The sequence below is a fragment of the Rhizobium sp. CFBP 13644 genome (assembly GCF_014842165.1).
Lineage (GTDB): Bacteria > Pseudomonadota > Alphaproteobacteria > Rhizobiales > Rhizobiaceae > Agrobacterium > Agrobacterium tumefaciens_C.
In genome coordinates, this window is record NZ_JACYVF010000009.1 from 85,257 (window position 1) to 108,475 (window position 23,219).

General features: G+C 55.7%; 24 protein-coding genes and 1 pseudogene. 14 read left to right on the plus strand and 11 right to left on the minus strand.

The genetic code is table 11. The features are described from left to right. The first annotated feature begins 10 nt into the window (after positions 1-10). From gatB to IFT53_RS19755, 4 genes are all read left to right on the plus strand, one after another. Complete coding sequence (gene gatB / locus IFT53_RS19740; RefSeq protein WP_192066474.1) at positions 11-1,513, plus strand: Asp-tRNA(Asn)/Glu-tRNA(Gln) amidotransferase subunit GatB; 1,503 nt, start codon at positions 11-13, stop codon at positions 1,511-1,513. Between the two features lie 123 nt (positions 1,514-1,636). Beyond that, positions 1,637-2,134: a GNAT family N-acetyltransferase gene (locus IFT53_RS19745; RefSeq protein WP_192066655.1), complete on the plus strand. Its 498-nt coding sequence runs from the start codon at positions 1,637-1,639 to the stop codon at positions 2,132-2,134. 154 nt (positions 2,135-2,288) lie between these two features. Then, the gene (locus tag IFT53_RS19750) at positions 2,289-2,687 is read left to right on the plus strand and encodes an NADH:ubiquinone oxidoreductase subunit NDUFA12 (protein WP_042619779.1); all 399 of its coding nucleotides are present in this window, start codon (positions 2,289-2,291) and stop codon (positions 2,685-2,687) included. A 130-nt stretch (positions 2,688-2,817) separates the two neighbouring features. Further along, positions 2,818-3,255: a DUF2155 domain-containing protein gene (locus IFT53_RS19755; RefSeq protein WP_042619604.1), complete on the plus strand. Its 438-nt coding sequence runs from the start codon at positions 2,818-2,820 to the stop codon at positions 3,253-3,255. Between the two features lie 9 nt (positions 3,256-3,264). Here the strand turns inward: IFT53_RS19755 and aat are convergent, their stop codons facing one another. The 5 genes from aat to IFT53_RS19780 form a co-directional block, all read right to left on the minus strand. Further along, positions 3,265-3,876, minus strand: coding sequence for a leucyl/phenylalanyl-tRNA--protein transferase (aat, locus tag IFT53_RS19760; protein WP_192066472.1), 612 nt, complete (start codon positions 3,874-3,876; stop codon positions 3,265-3,267). 3 nt (positions 3,877-3,879) lie between these two features. Next, positions 3,880-5,223 (minus strand): acetyl-CoA carboxylase biotin carboxylase subunit, encoded by a 1,344-nt coding sequence (gene accC / locus IFT53_RS19765; RefSeq protein ID WP_042619602.1) that lies wholly within the window; start codon positions 5,221-5,223, stop codon positions 3,880-3,882. Between the two features lie 11 nt (positions 5,224-5,234). Continuing rightward, a complete protein-coding gene (accB, locus tag IFT53_RS19770; protein ID WP_042619601.1) occupies positions 5,235-5,720 on the minus strand; it encodes an acetyl-CoA carboxylase biotin carboxyl carrier protein in 486 nt (161 codons plus the stop codon). Positions 5,721-5,746: 26 nt separating this feature from the next. Beyond that, positions 5,747-6,184: a type II 3-dehydroquinate dehydratase gene (aroQ, locus tag IFT53_RS19775; protein WP_192066455.1), complete on the minus strand. Its 438-nt coding sequence runs from the start codon at positions 6,182-6,184 to the stop codon at positions 5,747-5,749. Between the two features lie 124 nt (positions 6,185-6,308). Next, a complete protein-coding gene (locus tag IFT53_RS19780; RefSeq protein WP_042619599.1) occupies positions 6,309-7,076 on the minus strand; it encodes a DsbA family protein in 768 nt (255 codons plus the stop codon). Between the two features lie 214 nt (positions 7,077-7,290). Here IFT53_RS19780 and IFT53_RS19785 point away from each other — a divergent pair, with 214 nt between their 5' ends. From IFT53_RS19785 to IFT53_RS19795, 4 genes and pseudogenes are all read left to right on the plus strand, one after another. Next, the gene (locus tag IFT53_RS19785; protein WP_082249972.1) at positions 7,291-8,403 is read left to right on the plus strand and encodes a pyridoxal phosphate-dependent aminotransferase; all 1,113 of its coding nucleotides are present in this window, start codon (positions 7,291-7,293) and stop codon (positions 8,401-8,403) included. A gap of 50 nt (positions 8,404-8,453) precedes the next feature. Beyond that, positions 8,454-8,537: pseudogene (locus IFT53_RS23825) on the plus strand (SDR family oxidoreductase); the annotation flags it as partial. 176 nt (positions 8,538-8,713) lie between these two features. After that, positions 8,714-9,091 carry a response regulator gene (locus IFT53_RS19790; protein WP_042619597.1) on the plus strand — a complete coding sequence of 126 codons (378 nt, stop codon included), beginning with the start codon at positions 8,714-8,716 and terminating at the stop codon, positions 9,089-9,091. A gap of 134 nt (positions 9,092-9,225) precedes the next feature. Next, a complete protein-coding gene (locus tag IFT53_RS19795; protein WP_042619596.1) occupies positions 9,226-10,062 on the plus strand; it encodes a response regulator in 837 nt (278 codons plus the stop codon). Between the two features lie 16 nt (positions 10,063-10,078). Here IFT53_RS19795 and IFT53_RS19800 read toward each other — a convergent pair whose 3' ends face one another. From IFT53_RS19800 to IFT53_RS19810, 3 genes are all read right to left on the minus strand, one after another. Then, positions 10,079-10,669: a carboxymuconolactone decarboxylase family protein gene (locus IFT53_RS19800; protein WP_192066453.1), complete on the minus strand. Its 591-nt coding sequence runs from the start codon at positions 10,667-10,669 to the stop codon at positions 10,079-10,081. Positions 10,670-10,743: 74 nt separating this feature from the next. After that, complete coding sequence (locus IFT53_RS19805) at positions 10,744-12,306, minus strand: phospholipase D-like domain-containing protein (protein ID WP_192066653.1); 1,563 nt, start codon at positions 12,304-12,306, stop codon at positions 10,744-10,746. A 59-nt stretch (positions 12,307-12,365) separates the two neighbouring features. After that, the gene (locus tag IFT53_RS19810; protein ID WP_042619593.1) at positions 12,366-12,554 is read right to left on the minus strand and encodes a hypothetical protein; all 189 of its coding nucleotides are present in this window, start codon (positions 12,552-12,554) and stop codon (positions 12,366-12,368) included. A gap of 127 nt (positions 12,555-12,681) precedes the next feature. On the opposite strand from IFT53_RS19810, the gene bluB reads away from it, so the two are divergent. Further along, positions 12,682-13,368, plus strand: a complete 687-nt coding sequence (bluB, locus tag IFT53_RS19815) for a 5,6-dimethylbenzimidazole synthase (protein ID WP_192066452.1) — start codon at positions 12,682-12,684, stop codon at positions 13,366-13,368. Between the two features lie 17 nt (positions 13,369-13,385). On the opposite strand, the gene IFT53_RS19820 is transcribed toward bluB, so the two are convergent. Continuing rightward, complete coding sequence (locus IFT53_RS19820) at positions 13,386-14,528, minus strand: DUF2865 domain-containing protein (protein WP_192066450.1); 1,143 nt, start codon at positions 14,526-14,528, stop codon at positions 13,386-13,388. Positions 14,529-14,649: 121 nt separating this feature from the next. Next, positions 14,650-16,965, minus strand: coding sequence for an NADP-dependent malic enzyme (locus IFT53_RS19825; RefSeq protein WP_042619591.1), 2,316 nt, complete (start codon positions 16,963-16,965; stop codon positions 14,650-14,652). 216 nt (positions 16,966-17,181) lie between these two features. Between IFT53_RS19825 and IFT53_RS19830 the strand changes: the two genes are divergently transcribed. Next, positions 17,182-18,009, plus strand: a complete 828-nt coding sequence (locus IFT53_RS19830; RefSeq protein ID WP_192066448.1) for a UDP-2,3-diacylglucosamine diphosphatase — start codon at positions 17,182-17,184, stop codon at positions 18,007-18,009. A gap of 3 nt (positions 18,010-18,012) precedes the next feature. On the opposite strand, the gene dgcA is transcribed toward IFT53_RS19830, so the two are convergent. Then, positions 18,013-18,996 carry an N-acetyl-D-Glu racemase DgcA gene (gene dgcA / locus IFT53_RS19835; RefSeq protein WP_192066446.1) on the minus strand — a complete coding sequence of 328 codons (984 nt, stop codon included), beginning with the start codon at positions 18,994-18,996 and terminating at the stop codon, positions 18,013-18,015. Between the two features lie 143 nt (positions 18,997-19,139). Between dgcA and IFT53_RS19840 the strand changes: the two genes are divergently transcribed. Genes IFT53_RS19840 through IFT53_RS19855 form a run of 4 tightly spaced genes read left to right on the plus strand, consistent with a single transcriptional unit; the run spans position 19,140 to position 23,155 of the window. Continuing rightward, on the plus strand, positions 19,140-20,300 hold the full coding sequence (locus IFT53_RS19840; RefSeq protein WP_192066445.1) for an ABC transporter permease: 1,161 nt from the start codon (positions 19,140-19,142) through the stop codon (positions 20,298-20,300). Between the two features lie 10 nt (positions 20,301-20,310). Continuing rightward, on the plus strand, positions 20,311-21,144 hold the full coding sequence (locus IFT53_RS19845; protein WP_446737697.1) for an ABC transporter ATP-binding protein: 834 nt from the start codon (positions 20,311-20,313) through the stop codon (positions 21,142-21,144). A gap of 2 nt (positions 21,145-21,146) precedes the next feature. Then, positions 21,147-22,517, plus strand: a complete 1,371-nt coding sequence (locus IFT53_RS19850; protein WP_192066441.1) for an MlaD family protein — start codon at positions 21,147-21,149, stop codon at positions 22,515-22,517. A 29-nt stretch (positions 22,518-22,546) separates the two neighbouring features. Beyond that, entirely contained in the window at positions 22,547-23,155 is a 609-nt protein-coding gene (locus IFT53_RS19855; RefSeq protein WP_192066652.1) for an ABC-type transport auxiliary lipoprotein family protein, read from the plus strand. Positions 23,156-23,219 lie beyond the last annotated feature (64 nt).

A 23,219-nucleotide genomic window follows, 5' to 3' on the forward strand; every position in this document is an offset into this window, starting at 1 on the left:
TGAGCTTGATATGACCCTTGTAGACGTGCGCACACCAGACCCAAAACGCTTCATTCCCGGCGCGACCGGCGATTGGGAAATCGTCATCGGCATGGAAGTTCACGCTCAGGTTCTTTCCAATTCCAAGCTGTTTTCCGGCGCGTCCACGACATTCGGGAATGCACCGAATTCCAACGTGTCTCTGGTTGATGCCGCCATGCCCGGCATGCTGCCCGTCATCAACGAGGAATGTGTGGCGCAAGCCGTGCGTACCGGCCTCGGGCTCAAGGCGCAGATCAACAAGCGCTCCATCTTCGATCGCAAGAACTATTTCTACCCCGATTTGCCGCAGGGCTATCAGATTTCGCAGTTCAAGGACCCCATCGTTGGCGAAGGCAAGATTATCATCTCGCTGGGTCCTGACCGTCAGGGCAACTTCGAAGATATCGAGATCGGCATCGAGCGCCTCCATCTGGAGCAGGATGCGGGCAAGTCCATGCACGACCAGCATCCGACAATGTCCTACGTGGATTTGAACCGCTCCGGCGTTGCACTGATGGAAATCGTGTCGAAGCCTGACATGCGCTCATCTGACGAGGCCAAAGCCTATATGACGAAGCTGCGGTCCATCGTGCGTTACCTCGGCACCTGCGATGGCAACATGGACGAAGGCTCCATGCGTGCCGACGTGAACGTCTCTGTCCGCAAGCCGGGCGGCGAGTTCGGTACGCGTTGCGAAATCAAGAACGTCAATTCCATCCGCTTCATCGGTCAGGCCATTGAATACGAGGCACGCCGCCAGATTGCGATTCTCGAAGATGACGGTTCTATCGATCAGGAAACCCGCCTGTTCGATCCCGGCAAGGGTGAGACACGCTCGATGCGCTCAAAAGAAGACGCGCATGACTACCGCTATTTCCCGGACCCGGACCTGCTGCCTCTGGAATTCGACGATGCCTTCATCGAAAAGATGGGCAAAGACCTGCCGGAACTGCCCGATGACAAGAAGGCGCGTTTCGTGCGTGAGCTTGGCCTGTCCGTCTATGACGCATCGATCCTGGTTTCTGAAAAGGCTATTGCTGATTATTACGAGTTGGTGGCCGAAGGACGCGATGGCAAGATCGCTGCAAACTGGGTCATCAACGATCTTCTGGGCGCGTTGAACAAGTCCAGCAAGAGCATTGAAGAAACACCGATTTCTGCCGATCAGCTTGGTGGCATTATCGATCTCATCAAGGCGAACACTATCTCTGGCAAGATTGCCAAGGATCTGTTTGAAATCGTCTGGAACGAAGGCGGCAACCCGGCTGAGATCGTTGATACCAGAGGCATGAAGCAGGTCACGGACACGGGCGCCATTGAGAAGGCCGTGGATGAAATCATTGCGGCGAACCCAGATCAGGTTGAGAAGGTCAAGGCAAAGCCGACGCTGGCCGGCTGGTTCGTTGGGCAGGTGATGAAGGCCACAGGTGGCAAGGCTAACCCGCAGGCCGTTCAGGATCTGGTGAAGGCCAAGCTGGGTATCGAGGAATAGAACGTGCCCTAGCCGTTGTGCCGGGACTTTTCCCGGTGATGACGGCGAGGGAACAAAGCAGTCAAAAACATTCTTTGCGCCGGGAGTATTCCCGGCGTTTTCATTCTGCGACGGAGGTTCATGGTGTTTTTCATACGCACCGCCAGTGAGCGCGATATCGAGCCGGTGAGGGCGCTTCTGGCTCGTACTTGGCATGCCACTTATGATGCGATTTATGGCGCGCCGCGGGTTAGTCAATTGATTACCGAGTGGCACTCGCCAGCCGCGATGAAAGAGCGCGTTCAGAAAAAGGGTGGCGAGTTTCTGGTCGCTGACGATGGAAAGCGCATTGGCGGAATGGGTTATGCCGCCATGTCGAGCAACATGTCGAAGACCGCGCTGCTGCATCAGCTCTATGTCGATCCCCATTTCCAGCAGCAGGGTGTCGGGCGCGATATCTTTGCAGAACTGGAAACATGTTTTCCGGATGCAGAGATCATGCGTCTTGAGGTCGAGCCAAAAAATTCGGTCGCGATAGCTTTCTACGAGGGCCTGGGCTTCACGGAGGTTGATCGAGTCGAGCGGATGGCAGGGGTAGCAGGTTTGCCCGGTATTGCCATGGAAAAGACGCTGACAAGATAACCGCAAAGATCGACCAGTCTGGCGTCAGGATCCTGCTGAAATAGCGACACTGAATGTTGGAAATACTGGACAATTGATGCGTGGAGCGGCATAAGCTTGTGCTGTGCTGCGCACATTTGATCGCTGCGGTGCACTCACAGCCGAGGAATTGACAATGAAGACTCTCCTGACGCAAATCTTCACCTGGTGGAACGGCCAGACAATCGGAACACGCTTTCACACTTGGCGTTTCGGTAAGAAGGTGGGACAGGATGAGTTGGGCAATACCTACTATGAGGGCGGCACGACGTCTTGGGGCATGCCGCGCCGCTGGGTGATCTATAACGGTTATGCCGACGCGTCTGCAATCACGCCCGGCTGGCATGGCTGGATGCATTACCGCACGGATGTTCCGCCAAGCCAGGAAAACTACACGGCGCGCGAATGGCAGAAGCCGCACCAGCCGAACATGACTGGCACGTCGCAGGCCTATCGCCCCCAGGGTTCTCTGGCCGTCGCAGGCGAGCGTCCACGCGTAACGGGCGACTACGACGCCTGGACACCCGGTAACTGATTGCCTTGGTGCGTGGCGCGCCTGTCTCTGATCTCAGCGCGTCATTGTCACCCGTTTTTGCCACATTCCGCCTGTAGGCGTTGAACTTCCGCTAACGTCGCGGGGGCAATATTTCTGGAGACGGATCCATATGGGAAAATTCACGCGAGATGGTTCTTTGCGTGCACTGGCTATGTCGGTTCTGACGCTCTCGGCAATCGCTGGCTTTGCATTTCCCGCTTCCGCCGCCCGAATTGAAAATCGCGTTGCGGTTTTTTCCGGTATCGACAAAATCACAGGTCGCATCACGTCGTTTGACGTTTATCTGAATGAGACGGTGCAGTTCGGCGCGCTTCAGGTTACGCCCAAAGTCTGCTATTCGCGTGACGACACCGAAGCGCAGAAGATCGATGCATTTATCGAAGTCGATGAGATCACGCTTGATCGCAAGATAAAGCGGATATTCACGGGCTGGATGTTTGCAGACAGCCCCGGCCTCAATGCCGTTGAGCACCCGATCTATGACGTGTGGCTGACCAACTGCAAGCAAGAATCGGATGTGCCCGCACCGGCGGCCGCGAGCAAATAATCTGACATCTTAAAAGTCGAGATCTGGGCGGTTAACCGCTGGTTCCAGCATTTTCGCATATTCCGCTTTGGGAACATCGATGGCGCCAAACGTTTTCAGATGATCTGTCGTGAACTGCGTGTCGAGCAGCGTGAAGCCTTTTTTGTTCAAATGCTCGACCAGATGTACGAGGCAGATTTTCGATGCGTTCGTGCGTCTGGAAAACATGCTCTCGCCAAAAAATGCAGAGCCCAGAGACACCCCATAAAGACCGCCGACTAGCTCATCGCCGTCCCATGCTTCCACGCTGTGGGCGTGGCCGATCTCATGAAGTTCGGTGTAAAGGCGACGGATTGTTTTGTTGATCCAGGTGCTCGGGCGGTCGGGCGCTTCCTGAGCGCATGAGGCCATCACGCCTTCGAAATTCGTATCGAAGCGGATTTCAAATTGGCTTTTGCGAATGGCTTTGGCCAAGCTCTTGGAAACATGAAAATTATCAAGCGGGATGATGCCCCGCATTTCCGGCTCGACCCAGAACAGTTCCGGGTCATCTGCCGAATCGGCCATGGGAAATAGGCCGATAGAGTAGGCGCGCAGCAGAATATCGACGTCTATATCGTTATTTCTGCTGCGCCTTCCCATCTCTTACTTCGCGTCGCCGGCCAGATATTTTTCCAGCCAGTGAATGTCGTAGTCGCCCTTCAGAATGTCTTCGTTTTGTAGAAGATCCTGAAACAGCGGTAATGTCGTCTTGATGCCGTCAACGACGAACTCGTCAAGCGCGCGACGCAGTCTGCGAATGCACTCGTCACGGGTGCGACCGTGGACGATCAACTTGCCGATCATGCTGTCGTAGTAGGGCGGGATCTTGTAGCCCTGATAAGCGCCTGAATCGACACGAACGCCGAGACCGCCGGGCGTGTGGAAATAGGTTAGCGTACCCGGAGATGGCACGAAAGTACGTGGGTCTTCAGCGTTGATGCGGCATTCGATGGCATGGCCATTGAACTTGACCTCATCCTGCGTGACCGAAAGGCCCTGGCCGGACGCAACGCGAATCTGCTCCTGCACAAGATCCATACCGGTAATGGCTTCCGTGACCGGATGCTCCACCTGAAGACGGGTGTTCATTTCGATGAAATAGAATTCGCCGTTTTCATAGAGGAACTCGATGGTGCCGGCACCGCGATATTTCAGCTTGCGCATGGCATCAGCGCAAATCTCGCCGATTTTCATGCGCTGCTCAACCGTCAACGCGGGTGAATTGGCTTCTTCGAGAACCTTCTGGTGGCGGCGCTGAAGCGAGCAATCGCGTTCACCCAGGTGAATGGCCTTGCCTTCTCCGTCACCGAAAACCTGCACCTCGATATGGCGCGGCTTGCCGAGATATTTTTCCATGTAGACGGCGTCGTTACCGAAAGCGGCAAGCGCTTCGGAACGTGCCGTGGAAACGGCTTCTTCGACTTCCGATTCGTCTTTCGCAACCTTCATGCCGCGTCCGCCACCACCGGCTGTTGCCTTGATGAGAACGGGGAAGCCGATCTTACGGGCGATTTCCAGGGCGTTCTCAGGCTTCACTTCGCCATCAGAGCCGGGAACCACGGGAATTCCGAGTTCAAGAGCGGTCTGCTTGGCAGTGATTTTGTCGCCCATGATGCGGATGTGGTCGGCGGTCGGCCCGATGAAGGTGATGCCGTGCGCATCCAGGATATCCGCAAACTTCGCGTTTTCAGAGAGGAAGCCGTAACCGGGGTGAACGGCGTCAGCGCCTGTGATTTCGCAGGCGGCAACGATCTGGTGGATGTTCAGGTAGCTGTCACGCGAAGGCGGTGGGCCGATGCAGACGCTTTCGTCGGCAAGGCGCACATGCATGGCATCTGCGTCAGCCGTGGAGTGCACGGCAACAGTTGGAATGCCGAGCTCCTTTGCAGCGCGCAGAACGCGAAGGGCGATTTCGCCGCGATTGGCGATGAGGATCTTGGATACCATGAAATGAGCCCTTATTCGATGACCACGAGGGCTTCACCATACTCCACTGGCTGCGAGTCGTTCACGATGATTTCTGTCACCTTGCCAGACTTTGGAGCCGGGATCTGGTTCATGGTCTTCATGGCTTCAACGATCAGAAGCGTCTGGCCTTCCTTGACGGTGGCACCGACTTCAACGAACGGGCGTGCGCCAGGAGCGGACGACAGGTAGACGGTGCCAACCATGGGCGACGTGACCGTGTTGGCCGGGTTGCGGGCAGGGGCAGCAGGAGCGGCCATGCCAGGTGCGACTGCGGGTGCTGCAGCAACTGGTGCGGCGGCAGGAGCAGGTGCGTACTGTGTGGGTGCTGTTGCGTAAATCGGCGCAGGTGCTGCACGGGAGACGCGAATGCGCAGATCGTCCTGCTCGACTTCGATCTCGGAAAGGTCGGTGTCGTTGAGAATGTTCGCGAGGTCGCGGATCAGTTCCTTGTCGATACCGTGTTTCTTTTCTGACATGACAAACCCTATTCTGATTGTTTCTTTTATGCCGTGATATTCTTCAAAGCGTTGAGAGCCATGATGTAGCCGTAAGGTCCGAAGCCACAGACCATGCCTTTGGCGGCTGGCGCTATCATCGATTTATGACGGAATTCTTCACGTGCGTGTATGTTGGAAATGTGAACTTCCACGACCGGAACCGATATGGCGCGAATGGCGTCGTGCAAGGCAATTGACGTGTGCCCATAGGCACCGGGATTGATGATGACACCTGCCGCACGTTCGCCAGCCTCATGCAGCAGGTCGACCAGTGCGCCTTCGTGGTTTGACTGATGGCACTCGACGGAGAAGCCAAGCTCTTCGCCAGCTCTCACACAGTCGTTCTCAATGTCCTTCAGCGTCTTGCCGCCATAAATACCAGGTTCCCGTTTTCCCAACATGTTGAGATTGGGTCCATTGAGGACGAAGATTGTGTTGCTCATTTGTCGTTCCGCCAAAAAATCAGCGCCACCTATAGACCGAGCAACGGCGAAGGAAAAGCCCCGAAGCGCTCAAACCACTTGTTGTCCTTAATTTTCGGGGCCTTACGCGTCGAATTACACCGAATTACGAGCAGGTCGCCTTGCCACATGTCCGCATGTTAGCAATTTTCTCGCTGAGCGGCGCCGCGCCGACTGCACCAAATACGGCCTCATTACCAATGACGTAAGAAGGTGTGCCGGTGATGCCGAGCTCTGTCGCAAGCTGATAGGCTTCTTTGACCTGCGCATCATTTTTGTTTTCAGCCATGGATTTACGGATGTCCGCTTCCTTCAGGCCAAGCGATGTTGCGACTTCAATGGCACTTTCTTCATTGGCGCGGCCAGAGCTTCCAAGCAGGGTGCGCTGGAACTCAGGGTATTTTTCCGGCGCGATTAACTTGACGGCGTTGGAGACTTTATGGGCCTCTACCGATTCAGGCCCGAGGATCGGGAATTCCTTGAGGACGAAACGAACATTCTTGTCGGTTTTCAAAATCGTATCCACGTCAGCCATGGCGCGTTTGCAATAGCCACAATTGTAGTCGAAGAACTCGACCAATGTGACATCGCCGTTCGGGTTGCCAATGGACAAGTCATATTTCGATTGGAACAATGCCTTCTCGTTGCCAGCGACGGCGTCCGCAGCTTTGGCATTACGTGTCTCATATTGCTTGCGCTCGAGCGCTTCCTGAACCTCCAGCATAATTTCGGGGTTCTCGATCAGGTATTCCTTGATGAAAGCGCCGAATTCTTTTTTCTGCTGCTCATCTAGCGCGTGCGCGGGCAGGGATATGAAAACAGTTGAAAGGGCCGTCATGCAGGCAAAAGCCGTGGATTTTAAGAAGGGTGCCATGTCGGTCCTCATCGTTTTGTTGCAAAATGGTGATTCTGTAGTCCCACGCATCTACCCTATTAGCTGCGATTCAGACATCGCAAATTAAATCGATCCGTTGCGATCCCGCCATTGTGAAGACCGCAATAATGCGGCAAATGTCCGACGGTTTTCGAAGAAAGAGCATGCATTGATAACGTTGTCCAAGCGAAGCGCTGTCGAGCCATTTCACGCCATGGATATTCTGGCGGAAGCAAACAGGCGAAGACAAGCAGGACGCCCGGTTATTTCCATGGCTGTGGGGCAGCCTTCACATTCCGCGCCACGCGCTTCGCTGGAGGCCGCCGAGGCCGCTCTCAAGCATGGACGCATTGGTTATACGGATGCTCTGGGCCTTCGCGAGCTTCGTGAGGCCATCGCCGCCAGCTACAGGCTGCGCCATGGTGCGATCGTGGATCCTGCACGGATTGCGGTGACCACCGGCTCCTCGGCTGGATTCAATCTTGCTTTTCTGGCTCTGTTTGATCCCGGCGACGCTGTCGCCATCGCGCGTCCGGGTTATCCGGCCTATCGTAACATTCTCAAAGCGCTGGGGCTTAAGGTCGTTGAAGTGCCGGTAACGGCCGAGACGGGTTATACATTGACGCCCGCCAGCCTAGAGCGTGCCGAAACCAAGGCTGGATGCAAGCTCAAGGGTGTGCTGCTGGCCAGCCCCGCAAACCCGACAGGAACCGTGACCGGACGCGAAGCACTCAAGCGCCTGATGTCCTATTGCGACAGCCGCGATATCGCGTTCATTTCAGATGAAATCTATCATGGCCTGACGTTTGTTGGCGACGAGACGAGTGCGGTGGAGGTGAGCGACAATGCGATCGTCATCAATTCGTTTTCCAAATATTATTGCATGACCGGCTGGCGCATCGGCTGGATGGTTTTGCCGGAAAAGCTGATCCGTCCCGTCGAATGTCTGGCGCAGAGCTTGTACATTTCCGCTCCCGAATTGTCGCAGTTGGCTGCCACTGCGGCTTTTTCCGCAGAGGAGGAGCTGGATGTCTACAAGGAAAGCTATCGCACCAACCGTGACTTTCTGTTGACCCGCCTGCCGGAGCTTGGGCTACCACTGGCATCTCCGATGGACGGCGCTTTTTACGCCTATGTCGATACCAGCCGATACTCCAATGACAGCATGGAGTTTGCCAAACGCATGCTGGCGGAAATCGACGTAGCAGCTACTCCCGGCATGGATTTTGACCCGCTGGAAGGCCACCGCGCATTGCGGTTTTCCTATGCCGGTTCGGTGTCCGACATTGCCGAAGCGGTGGGCCGCATTGCCGGGTGGCTCAAGTAGCGCGGTAACGCCGAAGCAGCGTCCTGCGAAAAGCTAAAAAATCGCTGTTACTGGTTTTTTTTGCATCGAGAAGTGCGGGTTACATCACGGGTCAGAATTTGCGCGTCGATGGAGGACACACCCGTTCAGTCTGAGCTTTGACAGGAATGAAATAGGGCGAATTTCGCCGTTGCTGTCCCATATTGGAGATCGATCAGGCCTGATTCAGCCGGACCTGAAGGAACAGGCGGCTCAGGTGGGCGTTGTTCTATCCAAGGTCACGAACTCTCGACGATACGACGCTTGGATGTAAAAACAGGTGGTAGTAGCCATGGGACAGCGCAACGCATATGCCAGACAAGTGGTGCTTGTCGTGGAGGACGACCCGCTCTTACGAATGATGGCGGTTGATCTGGTGGAGGATGCGGGCTTCGACGCTGTCGAGGCAACCGGAGCCGATCAGGCAATAGAAATTATGGAAAGCCGCACCGACATCGACGTTCTGTTTACCGATGTTGATATGCCAGGCTGCATGAATGGCGTGGGACTTGCGCACTGGGCAAGGGCTGGCAACACACCTCTTGGTATTGTCGTCACATCTGGGCATAACACACCATCCGACGAGTCGCTTCCGGCCCGCAGCGTTTTCTTTCCTAAGCCTTACGATTTCCAGAAAGTTGTCGACACGTTGAAGCTAATGACGGTCTGAAGTTTCTGCTTATCGGTAGAAAAAATGGTTTGCGAATAGGTAACCATAGTTCGCAAGTCGGCTGTGGATTAATTATTCTGAAAATATCAGAGTGTATTGTCTATCTCAAAGCTGGTTTGGTCTTTGGGGGCACTATGAATTTTCTAGGTATAACAGGCATGCAGTATGCCGGCGTCGCATTTGAAAACACAAGAATATTGCTTGCTGAAGACTCAAACGTTTTCACCCAAATGATCGGCGGACGGCTGCATGAATTGCTTGGTCTAACTGTAGAGATCTGCCGGAACTTCGAAGAACTGCAGGAATGCTATGAGCATTCTTCGGAAGAGGTCACACTTGCTGTGTCCAACATCAATCTGCCCGGCGCAGAAAACGGCGAAGCTCTTGAATACCTCGTTGATCTATCCATTCCCACAATCGTTTTTACGAGCACCTTCCATGAAGATACGCGCGAAAAGCTGATCACCAAGGAAGTGGTCGATTATATTCTCAAGGACAATGTGTTCGCCGTCGATATGTTGACGGAATCCGTTTGCCGGTTCCTGACGAACCATCGCCACCACGTGTTGATCGTTGATGACAGCCCAACCGCGCGCGCATTGTTGTCCAGCCGCCTGAAGCGTTACAATTTCCGCGTCAGCCTTGCTGAAAACGGTGCAAAAGCGCTTGAAATCCTGCGAAAGAATCCTGACATCGGCCTTGTTGTGACTGACTACAACATGCCTGATATCGATGGCTTTGAATTGACGCGGCGCATTCGCACAATGCGTGGCTCGCACGAATTGCGCATCATTGGCGTTTCTTCATCGAACAACCGGCTCTTGTCAGCCCGTTTCCTGAAAGCCGGCGGCAATGACTTCATGCTGCGCCCCTTCATCGACGAGGAATTCTATTGCCGCGTCAATCAGAACCTCGATACGCTGGTTCAGATCCAGGCGGCAAAATTGCTCGGCAAAAAGGCTGCTGCCTGACGAAAGCGAAATCCGCTCAGGCGTCTCGTTCAATCGGACGCCCGAGCGCAAGCTTTTCAGAAAGCTCTGGCCCAAGCTTATCGACGTAGGCCTGATCCGGCGATGTGCCCAAGGCATCAAGTGTTTTTGAGAAAAAGCATCTCGCAGCCGCTGCTGCCACGATGTCGAAAATTTCGGCGTCAGTCAGCGCATGGGTTTTCAACGCGTCAATGTCCGCTTGCGTGATCGACGTCGCATCACGCACGACTTTTGTTGCAAAGAACATGATTGCGCGCTCCTGTTCATTCAGCGGCGCGTTTTCTGTGTTGTCTACAATGCTTGCGAGCTCGTCAGCACCCAGCCCCTCTGTCGCCAGCACAGAGGCGTGCGCTAGCATGCAGTAGGATGATTTCAGTTCTCGTGCTGCGGCCAGCGTCACAAGTTCATATCTGCGTGGTTCAATGTTTCCTCGCAGGCTTGAGAGAAGCGCACTCCAGCTTTCCATCACTTCCGGACGGTGGCCAAAAGCGCGATACATATTGGGCAGGTAACCGTGAGTGCTTTCGGCACTGCGGTACATTTCCGCTATTTTAATGCTCGTTTTGGGGTCGGGCGGCGCGATGAACATCGATTTCTCCTGAATTTCCATAGAGCTAAAATGCCTGAGAGGGAAAATCGATCAGTTCACTTTGCATGTTTTGTTCAGAGTTGAGATTCGAGTGGCAGAAGCCCCATAACGCCGACCAGGAGGCGCCGGCTGAAACTGGCGTAGGGCTCACGGCGGTATCGCTTGGGAACGCCTTTGACCATGCCTGTCCAGGTGACATTTCTGCGCTCGTACAACGTCAGTTCGAAGCTCATCTGACGGCTGGTTTCTTCTTTGAAAATCACGTCCATCTCTTCGACGAGCTCAGGAGAGGAAAACAGCATTCCCATTTCCGTGTTGAGCGACATGGACCGCGGGTCGAAGTTGAGCGAGCCGATGAAGCCGATCTCACTGTCGCGTGTAAACGCCTTTGTATGAAGGCTGGCTTGCCCTGAGCCGCGCAGGGAGAAGGACTTGTTCTGGTCAGCCAACGAGCGGAGTTCGTGGATCTTGATACCGTTGATGAGCAGCGGCCTGCGATAACGCGAATATCCAGCGTGAACCGCTGCCACATCTGTTGCTGCTAAGGAATTTGTTAGGATGCAAACGGATGCGCCGGAGGCGGAGAGGCGAGAGAAGGTTTCAACGCCCTTCTGCCCGGGGATAAAATAGGGCGATGTGATATTCAATTGCTGTGCCGTATCTTCCATGACAGGCAGAAGTGTTTCCATCAGGAAATTGTGGCCACTGCGGCGCTTGCCGGCGGCCTTCTCTGGCGGATCGGCGACCACCTTGGCGTTATCGACCCAGTGCAAACTATCCGACATCAAAAAACTGCCGGAATGATGCTGGCTTTCAACTTTCGCCAGATAGGGGCGAGCGGCAGCGCCTGACGCCAGCATGTCCATCTTGCGTCTGAGCTTGGCGAGCTTGGAAGGGCGGCGGGCGAGAAGTGAGCGGACCGGCACGGAAACGGAGCTGTTCCAGTAATCGTCGAAAATCTCCTCCGCATCGGAGATGCAGTCACCACGCGCTATGACGTCGAAGTCGCGGAAGTTGGCCTGTTCCGCAGCATCGAAATAGGCATCACCAATGTTGCGACCACCGACGATCAGAATGCGGCCATCGGCAATCCACGCCTTGTTGTGCATGCGCCGGTTGACGCTGCGAAACCGCAGCACCATTTCCAATCCTCGGCGGAACACATTTTCCCGAGCCTTTGTTGGATTGAAGAGCCTGAGCTCGATATTGGGGTGGCTATCTATGGCTTGGAAAGCGCGGTCTGAAATAGACACGCCAAGATCATCCAGCAACAACCGGACCCGAACACCACGATCTGCTGCGGCAATAACCTCACGCATCATGAGCTGACCGGTGAGATCGGCATTCCACATATAATACATGAGATCGAGGCTTCGGCCTGCTGCGCGTGCAGAATTCACCCGTGCTGCAAAGGCGGCCATATTCGACTGGATCAGTGACAGTGCATTTCCTTGGCTCTGTCCGCGCCGTATATCCGTCCAGTGTCTGTCGAGAGGTGTCGCGTCATCGCTCTTCGGAAGAGCGGTCGTTGCGATTTTAATGATGAGTTTGTCGCGATGGCGCGACGCGAGAATGATACTCGCAAGAATGGCGAGAACGACGCTGATACATATAAGGATGAGCGAATTCTCAGTTATGACATCACCCGCATACTCTCCAATTGTCAGCCCGTCCCCGCCTAGATATCTGGTTTCGATCAGTGAATTTCAATGGAGCGCTTGTCGGCTTCCTGTTTGATTATGTCTTCCACCACCTGCCGTGTCAGGTCTGCGTCGGCCAGAAGATAGGCGTCTGCCAGCTCGAAAATCGACTTTGGCCCCTCGGAGCTTTTGAGTGTGTCTAGGTCCTGGCCGATCTGTTGACGCAATTCCGTGTAGCAATCCATCTGCATTCTCCTTTTCGTCTAGAATGCGAGAGGCGGGGTCGCGGTTCCGACCAATCCGGGAAAAGCAGTGCTTGCTTGCGCGTTTTATTGATAAGCGGCATAAGCCCTGTATTGTTGGGGATTGACGATGCAGGATGATGATTTTCAACATGCGGTGCGGAAGGCACAGGCATTTTCAGACATAGACAAGGCGGCGGTATACCGAGCGATTGAAACCAGACGCGACGTTCGCGACCAGTTTCTGCCGGAGCCACTGCCGGATGATCTCGTAGCGAAATTACTCGCTGCTGCCCACGCGGCGCCCTCGGTCGGCTTCATGCAGCCTTGGAATTTCACACTCGTAACGAACCCTGCCACCCGCCAGCGGGCCTATGAGGCATTCTCCCGCGCCAATGCGGAAGCGGCTGAGATGTTTGCCGGGGAGAAGCAGGATCTTTACCGTAGCCTCAAGCTTGAGGGCATTCGCAAAGCCCCGCTTTCCATCTGTGTGACCTGCGATCCGACGCGGGGTGGTGACGTTGTTTTGGGCCGGACCCACAATCCACGTATGGATGTATACTCTACCGTCTGCGCCATACAGAACCTATGGCTCGCCGCGCGAGCAGAAGGTGTTGGCGTGGGCTGGGTCAGCATATTTCATGATGCCGATATTCGCGAGATTCTGACGATCCCGGATTACATCGAAATCGTCGCGTGGCTCTGTCTTGGCCGGGTTGATGAACTGTACACCGAGCCGGAACTGGCCGTGAAGGGTTGGCGGCAAAGGCTGCCGCTTGAAGACCTCGTCTTTCAGGACCGATGGGGCCAGAGGTAAAGGCAGGGCTCTGCCAATTACTGCTGCTGCGGTTGGGCACCTTGGAGAGCCGGGTTCTTAAGATCAATCCGGCTGGCTTCTTCTTGCATGAACTGGGGTCCGACAATTCGAACCTTGTTTTTAGCAGGATCATAATCGCGCTCAGGGATCGGCTCAGCCTTTTCGACCGGTTTGGTCTCCGCTGGTTTTGACGCCGTGTCACCTTTCGGTGACGGGATGGTGGTGATGCTGGCAGAGCTTTGCGCATGCGTCGATTGCGGGCCGCTTTCCTCGCCATCCTGCTTCTTCATCGGGTCGCCATTGGCGGTCATATTGCAGCTGCAGGAGGGGGAACGATTGGCCGTGGTGCTGTTTCGATAAGCGAATGCAGTTGGCATGGAAGCATAGGGCTGGCCGGTTTTGGCAGAAACCATATCCGCGCTCTCCTGGCCCTGAAGCTCATGATAAAAAAGCTCGGTCTGGGTGCCCGGGCACATTCTTTCGCATTGCGCGGCCTGATCTTTGAAATCGAGCGGCGTCGCATCTGATGAAATCGGAAAGAACGCGCCGTCGCAGGTGCGAACGCAGAGCGTCCTCAAGCCTCCTTGCATCGGCATATCGGGCGTTGGTGCGTAGTCCTGATTGTCTGCCGCGCCATAGCCGCCAATGGGCTCTTGCATGTCGGGATTTTCAGATGGATCCGTGGCGCTATAGGACGGCTGTTCGTCGTAGCATCCCTCCGCATTGAGAGCGGCCAGAATGCGGTCTCGCGAGCCTTGCGCGTTTTCGCTCCGCCGCTCGGCAAGCATACGGTCGCGATCTTGCGCGATCATGTCCCGCTCGGCTTCTGCCTGCTCCAGCGCATAGCCAATCTCGCCACACAGCTCAGCATTGGGATTGCCATAGGTGATGATGCTGCCCGATGTGCAGCCGTAGCCACGCATGTCGTTCTTGATGCGGCGGATCAGGATGTTCTGTTGGGCCAGCGCATTGGCGATCCGCCGTACCTCAGCGGTGTTGCCAAATGTCTGCCTTGGCGGCTGTTCCAGCTGCGAGCGAAGCGTCTCGCACACATCGTTTGCCTGCACCGTTGCGGGCGCAGCCAGCAGGAGCAAGGCAAGTGTGCCGATCATGCGGTGTCGGCGCGGGATCAATGGTCCGTCCGTTTCCTGTCCTGCCATGGTGCAGGTCATATCCTGTAATCGTCACCCGCAGGATGCGGATGACGTGCTTTAGTTCAGGATAACATAAGGCTCCACCGCAAAGCGGCAAGGCCGTGTTCAAAATTATGTTAACCCCCGATTACACGGAGGGGTGGGAAGCCTGCACAGCAGCCAGCGCTGCCATATTGACAACGCCACGCGATGTCACCGTTGGTGACAGGATGTGAACGGGAAGTGCCGAGCCCAGCAGGATTGGCCCAACGTGCAGGCCTTCGGTCATCGTCCTGACAACACCGAGCGTGATGTTAGCCGAATCCAGGTTCGGGAAGACCAGCAGATTTGCCTCACCAGAAAGGGAGCTGTTGGGCATTGCACGCTTGCGCAGCGATTCCGAAAGCGCGGAACCGCCCTGCATTTCACCATCAATCTCAAGTTCTGGCGCTGCACTGCGCACCATTTGCAAGGCACGGCGCATCTTGCGTGCGCTTTCGGAATCGCGAGATCCGAAATTCGAATGGCTGACGAGAGCGATCTTTGGCGTGATGCCGAAGCGTTTGATCTCCTTGGCTGCAAGGATTGCAAGCTCCGCCAGATCTTCAGCCGCAGGTTCGTAATTCACGAAAGTGTCGGTGAGGAAGATCGCGCCTTGCTGGGTAATGAGCAGGCTGAGGCCGCCAAATGTGTGGGCACCCTCGCTCTTGCCGATGATCTGGTTCACATCCTTCAAATGGCGGTCGAAGCGACCTTCGAGACCGCATATCAGGGCATCCGCTTCGCCACGCTTGACCGAGAGAGCGCCGATGACGGTGCTGTTGGTACGAACAATCGTGCGCGCCGCTTCCGGGTTGATGCCGGCACGACCGACCAGCGCAAAGTAGTCATCCACATAGTCACGGTAACGTGGATCGTCTTCCGGATTGACCACGGCAAAGTCTGCGTTCGGGCGAATACGAAGGCCGAAACGCTTCAGGCGCGCCTCGATGATTTGCGGACGGCCGATGAGGATAGGGACGCCTGTGCCTTCTTCCAGCAGCACCTGTGCGGCGCGCAGAACGCGTTCATCTTCACCTTCTGCGAAAATGATGCGCTTCTTTTCTGCCGTCTTCGCCAGATTGAAAATTGGCTTCATGATGAAGCCGGAGCGCCAGACAAAGCGGTTCAGCTGATCGAGATAGGCGTCGAAGTCGGTGATAGGACGTGCCGCTACGCCGCTTGCCGCAGCAGCGCGTGCCACCGCAGGAGCGATGCGCAGGATCAGGCGCGGATCGAAGGGTGAGGGGATGAGATAGTTCGGTCCGAAGATTGGCGTCTCGTCGCTATAGGCTTTCGCGGCGACTTCCGAAACTTCCTCACGCGCCAGTTCCGCAATCGCGTGAACGGCTGCCATCTTCATTTCTTCATTGATGGTCGTCGCGCCGCAATCCAGCGCACCCCTGAAGATATAAGGGAAGCAGAGAACGTTGTTGACCTGGTTAGGGAAGTCAGAACGACCGGTGCAGATCATCGCATCCGGGCGCGCGCTGCGTGCCAGTTCCGGCATGATCTCGGGGTTGGGATTGGCGAGTGCCAGAATGAGAGGCTTTTCAGCCATTCGAGCCAGAAGCTCCGGCTTCAGAACGCCAGCGGCAGACAGGCCGAGAAACACATCGGCGCCATCAATGGTTTCGTTCAGGACGCGCTTATCGGTCTTCTGCGCGTAGATCTCTTTCCACTCATCCATCAAGGTGTTGCGGCCCTCATAGACGAGGCCTTCAATGTCGTGCACCCAGATGTTTTCGCGCTTTGCGCCTAGCACGACTAGCAGGTTGAGGCAGGCGAGGGCTGCGGCACCCGCGCCCGACGCAACGATCTTAACGTCACCTATTGATTTGCCAGCCAGCTCCAGCGCGTTCGTCACGGCAGCCGCAACGATGATGGCTGTGCCGTGCTGGTCATCGTGGAACACGGGAATGTTCATCTTGGCGCGAAGCTGGCGCTCGACTTCGAAACACTCCGGTGCCTTGATGTCTTCTAGGTTGATGCCGCCGAAGGTGGGCTCGAGCGCCGAAATGGTCGACACCATGTCATTGACGCCGGGTGCGTCGATTTCGATATCGAAAACGTCGATGCCTGCGAATTTCTTGAACAGGACGGCCTTGCCTTCCATGACTGGTTTGGAGGCCAGTGGACCGATATTGCCAAGGCCCAGCACCGCGGTACCATTGGAAATCACAGCAACCAGATTGGCGCGTGCCGTATATTCGGCAGCCATTTCAGGGTTTTCGTGAATGGCGAGGCAAGGGGCAGCAACGCCCGGAGAATAGGCCAGAGCCAGATCGCGCTGGTTGCCAAGCGGCTTGGATGCCTGGATTTCGAGTTTTCCGGGGCGAGGATAACGGTGATAGAAAAGCGCCTGTTCTTCCAGATCCGCATTGGGGTTCTTGTCTTGCGTCTTGCCCGTGTCCTGAGAACTCATTCTATCACCGCTCTATTTCAAGTTTCTGGGAGGCCTTTGCATACAACAATCAGGCAGTGCGTACAGCCGTTTATTTCATCTGGGCTGCGCAAAATCCGTACATTCGAAGTTGCGTAAAAAGCACGTCGATCAGCGGAAATGGCGCTTTGTCATCTTGCTGAAACACGAGTCTGGTTTTGCAGAGGGAGAAGTTGCCGAGACAGAGGGAACAATTCCATGGCCGCGCAAACCGAAGCCAGGCAGTTCAGAACGCTTTTCATCTCAGATGTGCATCTTGGCTCCAAGGCGGCCAAGACAGATTTCCTTCTGGATTTCCTGCGCCATCACGAGGCTGATACGATAATCCTTGTTGGTGATATCATTGATGGCTGGCGCCTGCGCCGCAACTGGTACTGGCCGCAGGGCTGCAACGATGTGGTGCAGAAGCTTCTGCGCAAGGCGCGCAAGGGTACCCGCATCGTATATATTCCGGGGAACCATGATGAATTTCTCCGTGAGTTTCCCGGCACCCATTTCGGCGGAATTGAAGTTGCCGAGCGAATGATCCACGAAGCAGCTGATGGCAAGAAGTACCTCGTCATCCATGGTGATGAGTTCGACGTGGTGGTTCGCAATGCCCGTCTGTTAGCCTATCTGGGCGATTGGGCCTACGACGCGGCAATTGCCATAAATGTTCTGCTCGCCGCCGTGCGCCGCCGCGTTGGCCTTCCATACTGGTCCTTCTCAGCCTGGGCCAAGCTTCAGGTGAAACATGCGGTCAATTTCATTGGCGAGTTTCAGCGTGTGGTGGCAGATGAAGCCCGCCGCAACAATGTCGATGGTGTTATCTGCGGCCATATTCACCACGCGGTGATGGAGGACATAGACGGTATCCGCTACATCAACACCGGCGACTGGGTGGAGAGCTGCACAGCCGTTGCCGAGAATGCCGACGGAACCTTTGAGCTAATTACGTGGATGAAGTCCGACGAGCAGCTTGAGACGACGGTCCATGAGCTGGAGCCCGTCAACATCGCTGGGCTGATCGGCCAACGGGCAGCGTGAGGTTCAGCCCCAGAGCTCCGGCTCTGGCGGGAACACCAGCGATCCTTCATAGCGAAGGCCCGGAACGCGGTCCCGCGCTAGCAGGAGCGGACCGTCCAGATCGGCAAAGGCCGTGTCCTGCGCAAGCATGAGGGCAGGCGCCATGCCGAGCGAGGTGCCCAGCATGCAGCCAACCATGATGGTGTAGCCAAGCCGTTCTGCCTCCTGCTTCATAGCAAGCGCTTCGGTCAGGCCACCTGTCTTGTCGAGCTTGATGTTGATGGCGTCATATCGATCTCTTAAGGACGCGAGATCATCCGTGTGGTGAACGCTTTCATCCGCACAGATCGGTACCCGGCGCTTGATGCGCGAAAGGATAGAATCCTTGCCGACAGGCAAGGGCTGCTCGATGAGCGCGATGTCCAATTCCTCTGCGACGGAAAGATGGTGCTCAATATTGTGTTCCGTCCATCCCTCATTTGCGTCGACGATGATGCTTGCGTGGGGAGCCGCTGCCCTGACAGCGCGAAGGCGCGAGGCGTCATCCTCTGTTCCGGTCTTGATTTTCAGAAGCGGGCGCGATGCATTCTCCGCTGCCTTGGCCGCCATCGTGTCCGCATCGCCCAGCGATATCGTAAACGCTGTGATAATGGCTTGCGGCTCTACGGAAAGCAGCGATGCGGAAACGGATTTGCCGGATTGTTTGGCTTCAAGGTCCCATGAGGCGCAATCCACCGCATTGCGGGCGGCACCTGGCTTCATGAGGCGCTGGAGTTCTATGCGGTCGATGCCGCTCGAGATCGCGCCTGACACGGCGTTTAAATCCGCCAGGACACCCTCGACTGATTCGCCGTAGCGGGCGTAAGGTACGCATTCGCCCCGTCCGATGAAGCCGTTTTCCGTGATGGTGCACGCCACGACCACCACTTCTGTCCGACTTCCGCGAGAAATGGTGAAACTGCCGGCAACGGGAAAGGCCTCTGCTGTGGCTTCAAGGTAACGGCTCATCGAAATTAACCTTTCGTCTGATGTAAAACCCGGTTGCCAACAACAAATGATCGGAATCTGACGTGATCCCTGTGGCTTGGTGATCCGTCAATGGATATGAGTCGTTACTCATTTATTAATAGGCTGCATTCGCTTGGAGCAAGATGCAAGAACTTGAGGCACAGCAAAAGGCGCAACCGGCAGCGATCGCGGCGGATGACAACGCGGATCGTGGCGCTGCGCGCTATGTTCTGAGCGGTTCCTGGCGCAACGCCAATGTCTCACCGGTTTTGGCAGACATTGAGAAGATCGAGACTTCAAAACCCTCTGGACCTGTAACGATTGACCTTTCGGGTGTTGAAGACATCGACACTACGGGTGCGTGGCTTCTGCGGCGGCTGCGCAACCGGATGGACAAGTCCGGTACAGAAGTTGCGTTTGAAGGAAATGAGCGTTTCGAAGCGATCATTGCAGGCCTGCCGGACCAGGCACCACTGCCGCCAAAGAACACCAACAAGATCGGTGTCGTTCAGCGCATATTCGATCCTATCGGCAAGAACGTGGTTCAGGCTGGTGCGGACTTTCTGGCGGGCATGTATATTCTCGGCTCGGCCGTGCGCGGTGCGCAGATGAAGCTGGGGCGCGGGCGCGGGGTTTCTCCTGCGGCCATCGTCAACCAGATCGATCACATGGGCGTTCGCGCTGTTCCGATCATCCTCTTGATGTCGTTCCTGATTGGCGCGATCATCGCCCAGCAGGGTGCGTTCCAGCTCAGATATTTCGGCGCTGAAGTTTTCGTTGTCGATCTCGTCGGCATTCTGCAATTGCGTGAAATTGGCGTGCTTTTGACCGCCATTATGATTGCTGGCCGGTCCGGTAGCGCGATTACCGCTGAAATCGGCTCCATGAAAATGCGCGAGGAAATCGATGCGCTAAAAGTAATCGGGCTCAATCCAGTAGGCGTTTTGGTTTTTCCAAGGCTGGTAGCGCTAACAATCGCACTGCCGCTGTTGACGATCATCGCCAACTTCGCCGCATTGTTCGGTGCAGCCGTCGTCTCGCTCCTTTATTCCGGCATCACGTTCGAAGTATTCGTATCTCGCCTGCATTCCGCCGTTGAGGCTTCGACAATTGCTTCCGGCATGATCAAAGCGCCGTTCATGGCGCTTATCATCGGCATTGTCGCGGCAGTGGAAGGCATGAAGGTTGGCGGAAGTGCCGAGTCGCTTGGCCAGCACGTGACATCTTCCGTGGTCAAATCCATTTTCGTTGTAATCCTGGTGGATGGCGTCTTCGCCATCTTCTACGCAGCCATCGATTTTTGAGGGAGAGGCTGTGCAAGAGCAGGCATTGAAAACCGAAAAGAAAAAAACAGACCGGGAAGTCATTCTCTCGGTTGAGGGCGTGACTGTTGCGTTTGGCGACAAGGTTGTTCTCGATAACCTTGATCTCGATGTTTACCGCGGTGAAATACTCGGGTTCATCGGCCCCTCCGGTGCCGGTAAATCCGTGCTGATGCGGGCCGTGTTGCGGCTTCTTCCGCGTCAGGGCGGAACCATCAAGATACTCGGGACGGATTACGACAAGGCGACGGACGAAGAGCGCATGGGGCTCGACACGCGTCTGGGCGTTCTGTTCCAGCAGGGCGCGTTGTTTTCCGGGTTGACCGTGAAAGAAAACATTCAGCTTCCCATGCGCGAATATCTGGATTTGCCGCAGCAACTGATGGATGAGCTTGCCGCCATCAAGATCGAGATGGTCGGTTTGGCTCCAGATGCGGCTGACAAATACCCGTCAGAGCTTTCGGGCGGCATGATCAAGCGCGCTGCATTGGCGCGCGCTCTGTCGCTGGATCCCGATCTGGTGTTTTTGGATGAGCCGACCTCTGGACTTGATCCTATTGGTGCAGCGGAATTCGATATGCTGATTGCGCGTCTGCGCGATTCGCTGGGTTTGACCGTTTACATGGTCACCCACGACCTGGACAGTCTGTTCTCGGTCTGCGACCGCATTGCCGTTCTTGGCGATAAGAAGGTCGCTGTTGAAGGCACACTTGAGGAAATGTTCGAAAGCGACGATCCTTGGGTTCAATCATATTTCCGCGGAAAGCGGGCACGCGCCGTTGTTCTTCCCGACGGCACGCAACACATTCCGGGGAGTGACGGATAGCCATGGAAACCAAGGCAAATTACACCATCGTCGGAATTTTCACGCTGATCATCATCGCAGCCGCCTTCGGCTTCGTGTACTGGATGGCGGAATTCGGACGCGGCGGTCCAACTGCACAATTGACGATCCGTATTCCGGGCTCCGCTAACGGCCTGTCCGTTGGCTCGCCGGTTCGCTTCAACGGTATTCCCGTGGGCACAGTGCGTGGCCTTTCGATTGACCGCGACGATCCGGCCTATTCGATTGCGTTTACAGAAGTGCAGGCCGATGCGCCTGTGTTTCCATCTACCCGCGCCGTGCTTGAAATTCAGGGCCTGACGGGTGCTGCCTATATCGAACTATCAGGTGGCCGCAACAATGAAGAGCGTATCCTGCAGAAGTCGTTCGATACCGGCGTGCCTGCAGAACTGACGGCTGACCTTTCCAGCGTGACGAACCTTTTGGCAACGGCAGACAAGATTCTGCGCCGGGCCGATGGCGCTATCGGTGAGTTGCAGGGCTTTGTGCAGGATGCGCGAGGGCCTTTGACGCAGACGGTGCGCAATGCGGAGAAGTTTTCCAATGCGCTGGCTTCCAATTCCGATGGTATCGAGAATTTCATTTCCAGCCTCAGCTCACTGTCCACGACAGTTCAGTCGGTCTCCGTCCGTCTCGACAGCACACTCACAGCGGTTGAAGACCTTGTGAAGGCTGTCGATTCACAGAAGATCGACTCGATTCTGACCAATGTCGATAAGGTAACGTCGGACGTGGCGGCCTCATCTGGCGGCATTCAGGACGTGATGGAAACGGTGCAGCGCACTTCGCGCAATTTCGAACAGGCTAGTTCCGAGGTTCAGGTCGTGGTGAAGAGGGCTGACGAGTTGCTGGCCTCGGTTGACCCGTCGAAGATTGGTAACGTGGTCGATGACGTGTCAACGGCGACGGCCGATGCGCGTCAGGCGATGTCGACATTCCGCCAGATTGCGGACGATGTCGGCACTCGCCGCCCGGATATCGATCAGGCAATTGCTGATTTCACCGATATGTCGCGCAAGCTGAACCTCGCTTCCAGCCGCGTCGATGGAATTTTGGCGAAAGTTGACGGACTGCTTGGAACCGATGATGCCAATTCGCTATTCTCCAAGGCTCGTGAGACATTGGCGTCGTTTAAAGCCGTTGCTGATAATCTCAACGCACGTATCGGTCCGATTGCAGACAATCTCGCGCGCTTCTCAGGTTCCGGCTTGAAGGATTTCCAGGCGCTGATTGGCAGCACTCGCCAGACCGTCGACAATCTGAACAACACCATTTCGAATTTCGATCGCGATCCGCAGCGCCTGATTTTCGGTGGCGAAAACGTAAAACAATATGACGGCCGTACAAGGCGTTGACGGGAGGTACGACTTTGAAAATTTCGTTGATGCGCGGGCAGGCGTCCTACCGGTCGGGCAGCAAAGCAATCGTCATGTTACCTGTGCTTGCAGCTTTGCTGGCAGGCTGTGGTGGCAGTGCAAAGAATGACACATTCGATCTTTCCGTGACGTCGACTTCCGTGACGCAAGGTCCAACGCTGCGCTCAAGGCAGTTGCTGATCGCGGATCCGACCGCGTTGAAGGCATTGGACAGTGAAAACATTGTGGTGCGTCTGTCCGGATCCGAGATGCAGTATCTCGCTGGGTCGCAGTGGAGTGACCGCTTGCCGCGCATGGTGCAGTCGAAGCTTGTTGAAGCGTTCGAAGACACAGGCAAACTCGGCGGCGTCGGTCGTCCTGGCCAGGGCCTCGCCATCGACTATCAGGTCGTGACGGATATTCGCGCATTCGAAGTCGATACGACGAAGAACGTCGCCAATATCGAGATCTCGGTTAAGTTGCTGAACGACAAGAACGGCACTGTTCGGGCGCAGGAAGTGTTCCGCTCCAGCGCGCGTATCAACGGTTCCGGCAACGCCAATCTGGTCAAGGGTATCGACAGCGCGTTTGCTGGCGCTACCCGTGACATCGTCGCCTGGACGCTCAAGTCACTGTAAATGGCAGAGGAGCCGGTCGGAGTGTCCGTCACTTCTACTGCTCTTGTGTAAGCCAGCTCGAAAA

Excerpts from the sequence above, each read along its gene's own strand:
- IFT53_RS19795 (WP_042619596.1), top strand. The coding sequence starts at position 9,226 with ATGAATTTTCTAGGTATAACAGGCATGCAGTATGCCGGCGTCGCATTT.
- accC (WP_042619602.1), bottom strand. The coding sequence starts at position 5,223 with ATGGTATCCAAGATCCTCATCGCCAATCGCGGCGAAATCGCCCTTCGC.
- IFT53_RS19755 (WP_042619604.1), top strand. The coding sequence starts at position 2,818 with ATGGGAAAATTCACGCGAGATGGTTCTTTGCGTGCACTGGCTATGTCG.
- IFT53_RS19790 (WP_042619597.1), top strand. The coding sequence starts at position 8,714 with ATGGGACAGCGCAACGCATATGCCAGACAAGTGGTGCTTGTCGTGGAG.
- IFT53_RS19800 (WP_192066453.1), bottom strand. The coding sequence starts at position 10,669 with ATGTTCATCGCGCCGCCCGACCCCAAAACGAGCATTAAAATAGCGGAA.
- aat (WP_192066472.1), bottom strand. The coding sequence starts at position 3,876 with ATGGGAAGGCGCAGCAGAAATAACGATATAGACGTCGATATTCTGCTG.
- IFT53_RS19750 (WP_042619779.1), top strand. The coding sequence starts at position 2,289 with ATGAAGACTCTCCTGACGCAAATCTTCACCTGGTGGAACGGCCAGACA.
- bluB (WP_192066452.1), top strand. The coding sequence starts at position 12,682 with ATGCAGGATGATGATTTTCAACATGCGGTGCGGAAGGCACAGGCATTT.
- IFT53_RS19810 (WP_042619593.1), bottom strand. The coding sequence starts at position 12,554 with ATGGATTGCTACACGGAATTGCGTCAACAGATCGGCCAGGACCTAGAC.
- dgcA (WP_192066446.1), bottom strand. The coding sequence starts at position 18,996 with ATGAGCCGTTACCTTGAAGCCACAGCAGAGGCCTTTCCCGTTGCCGGC.
- accB (WP_042619601.1), bottom strand. The coding sequence starts at position 5,720 with ATGTCAGAAAAGAAACACGGTATCGACAAGGAACTGATCCGCGACCTC.
- IFT53_RS19850 (WP_192066441.1), top strand. The coding sequence starts at position 21,147 with ATGGAAACCAAGGCAAATTACACCATCGTCGGAATTTTCACGCTGATC.
- IFT53_RS19825 (WP_042619591.1), bottom strand. The coding sequence starts at position 16,965 with ATGAGTTCTCAGGACACGGGCAAGACGCAAGACAAGAACCCCAATGCG.
- IFT53_RS19840 (WP_192066445.1), top strand. The coding sequence starts at position 19,140 with ATGCAAGAACTTGAGGCACAGCAAAAGGCGCAACCGGCAGCGATCGCG.
- IFT53_RS19780 (WP_042619599.1), bottom strand. The coding sequence starts at position 7,076 with ATGGCACCCTTCTTAAAATCCACGGCTTTTGCCTGCATGACGGCCCTT.
- gatB (WP_192066474.1), top strand. The coding sequence starts at position 11 with ATGACCCTTGTAGACGTGCGCACACCAGACCCAAAACGCTTCATTCCC.
- aroQ (WP_192066455.1), bottom strand. The coding sequence starts at position 6,184 with ATGAGCAACACAATCTTCGTCCTCAATGGACCCAATCTCAACATGTTG.
- IFT53_RS19830 (WP_192066448.1), top strand. The coding sequence starts at position 17,182 with ATGGCCGCGCAAACCGAAGCCAGGCAGTTCAGAACGCTTTTCATCTCA.
- IFT53_RS19855 (WP_192066652.1), top strand. The coding sequence starts at position 22,547 with ATGCGCGGGCAGGCGTCCTACCGGTCGGGCAGCAAAGCAATCGTCATG.
- IFT53_RS19785 (WP_082249972.1), top strand. The coding sequence starts at position 7,291 with ATGGATATTCTGGCGGAAGCAAACAGGCGAAGACAAGCAGGACGCCCG.
- IFT53_RS19820 (WP_192066450.1), bottom strand. The coding sequence starts at position 14,528 with ATGGCAGGACAGGAAACGGACGGACCATTGATCCCGCGCCGACACCGC.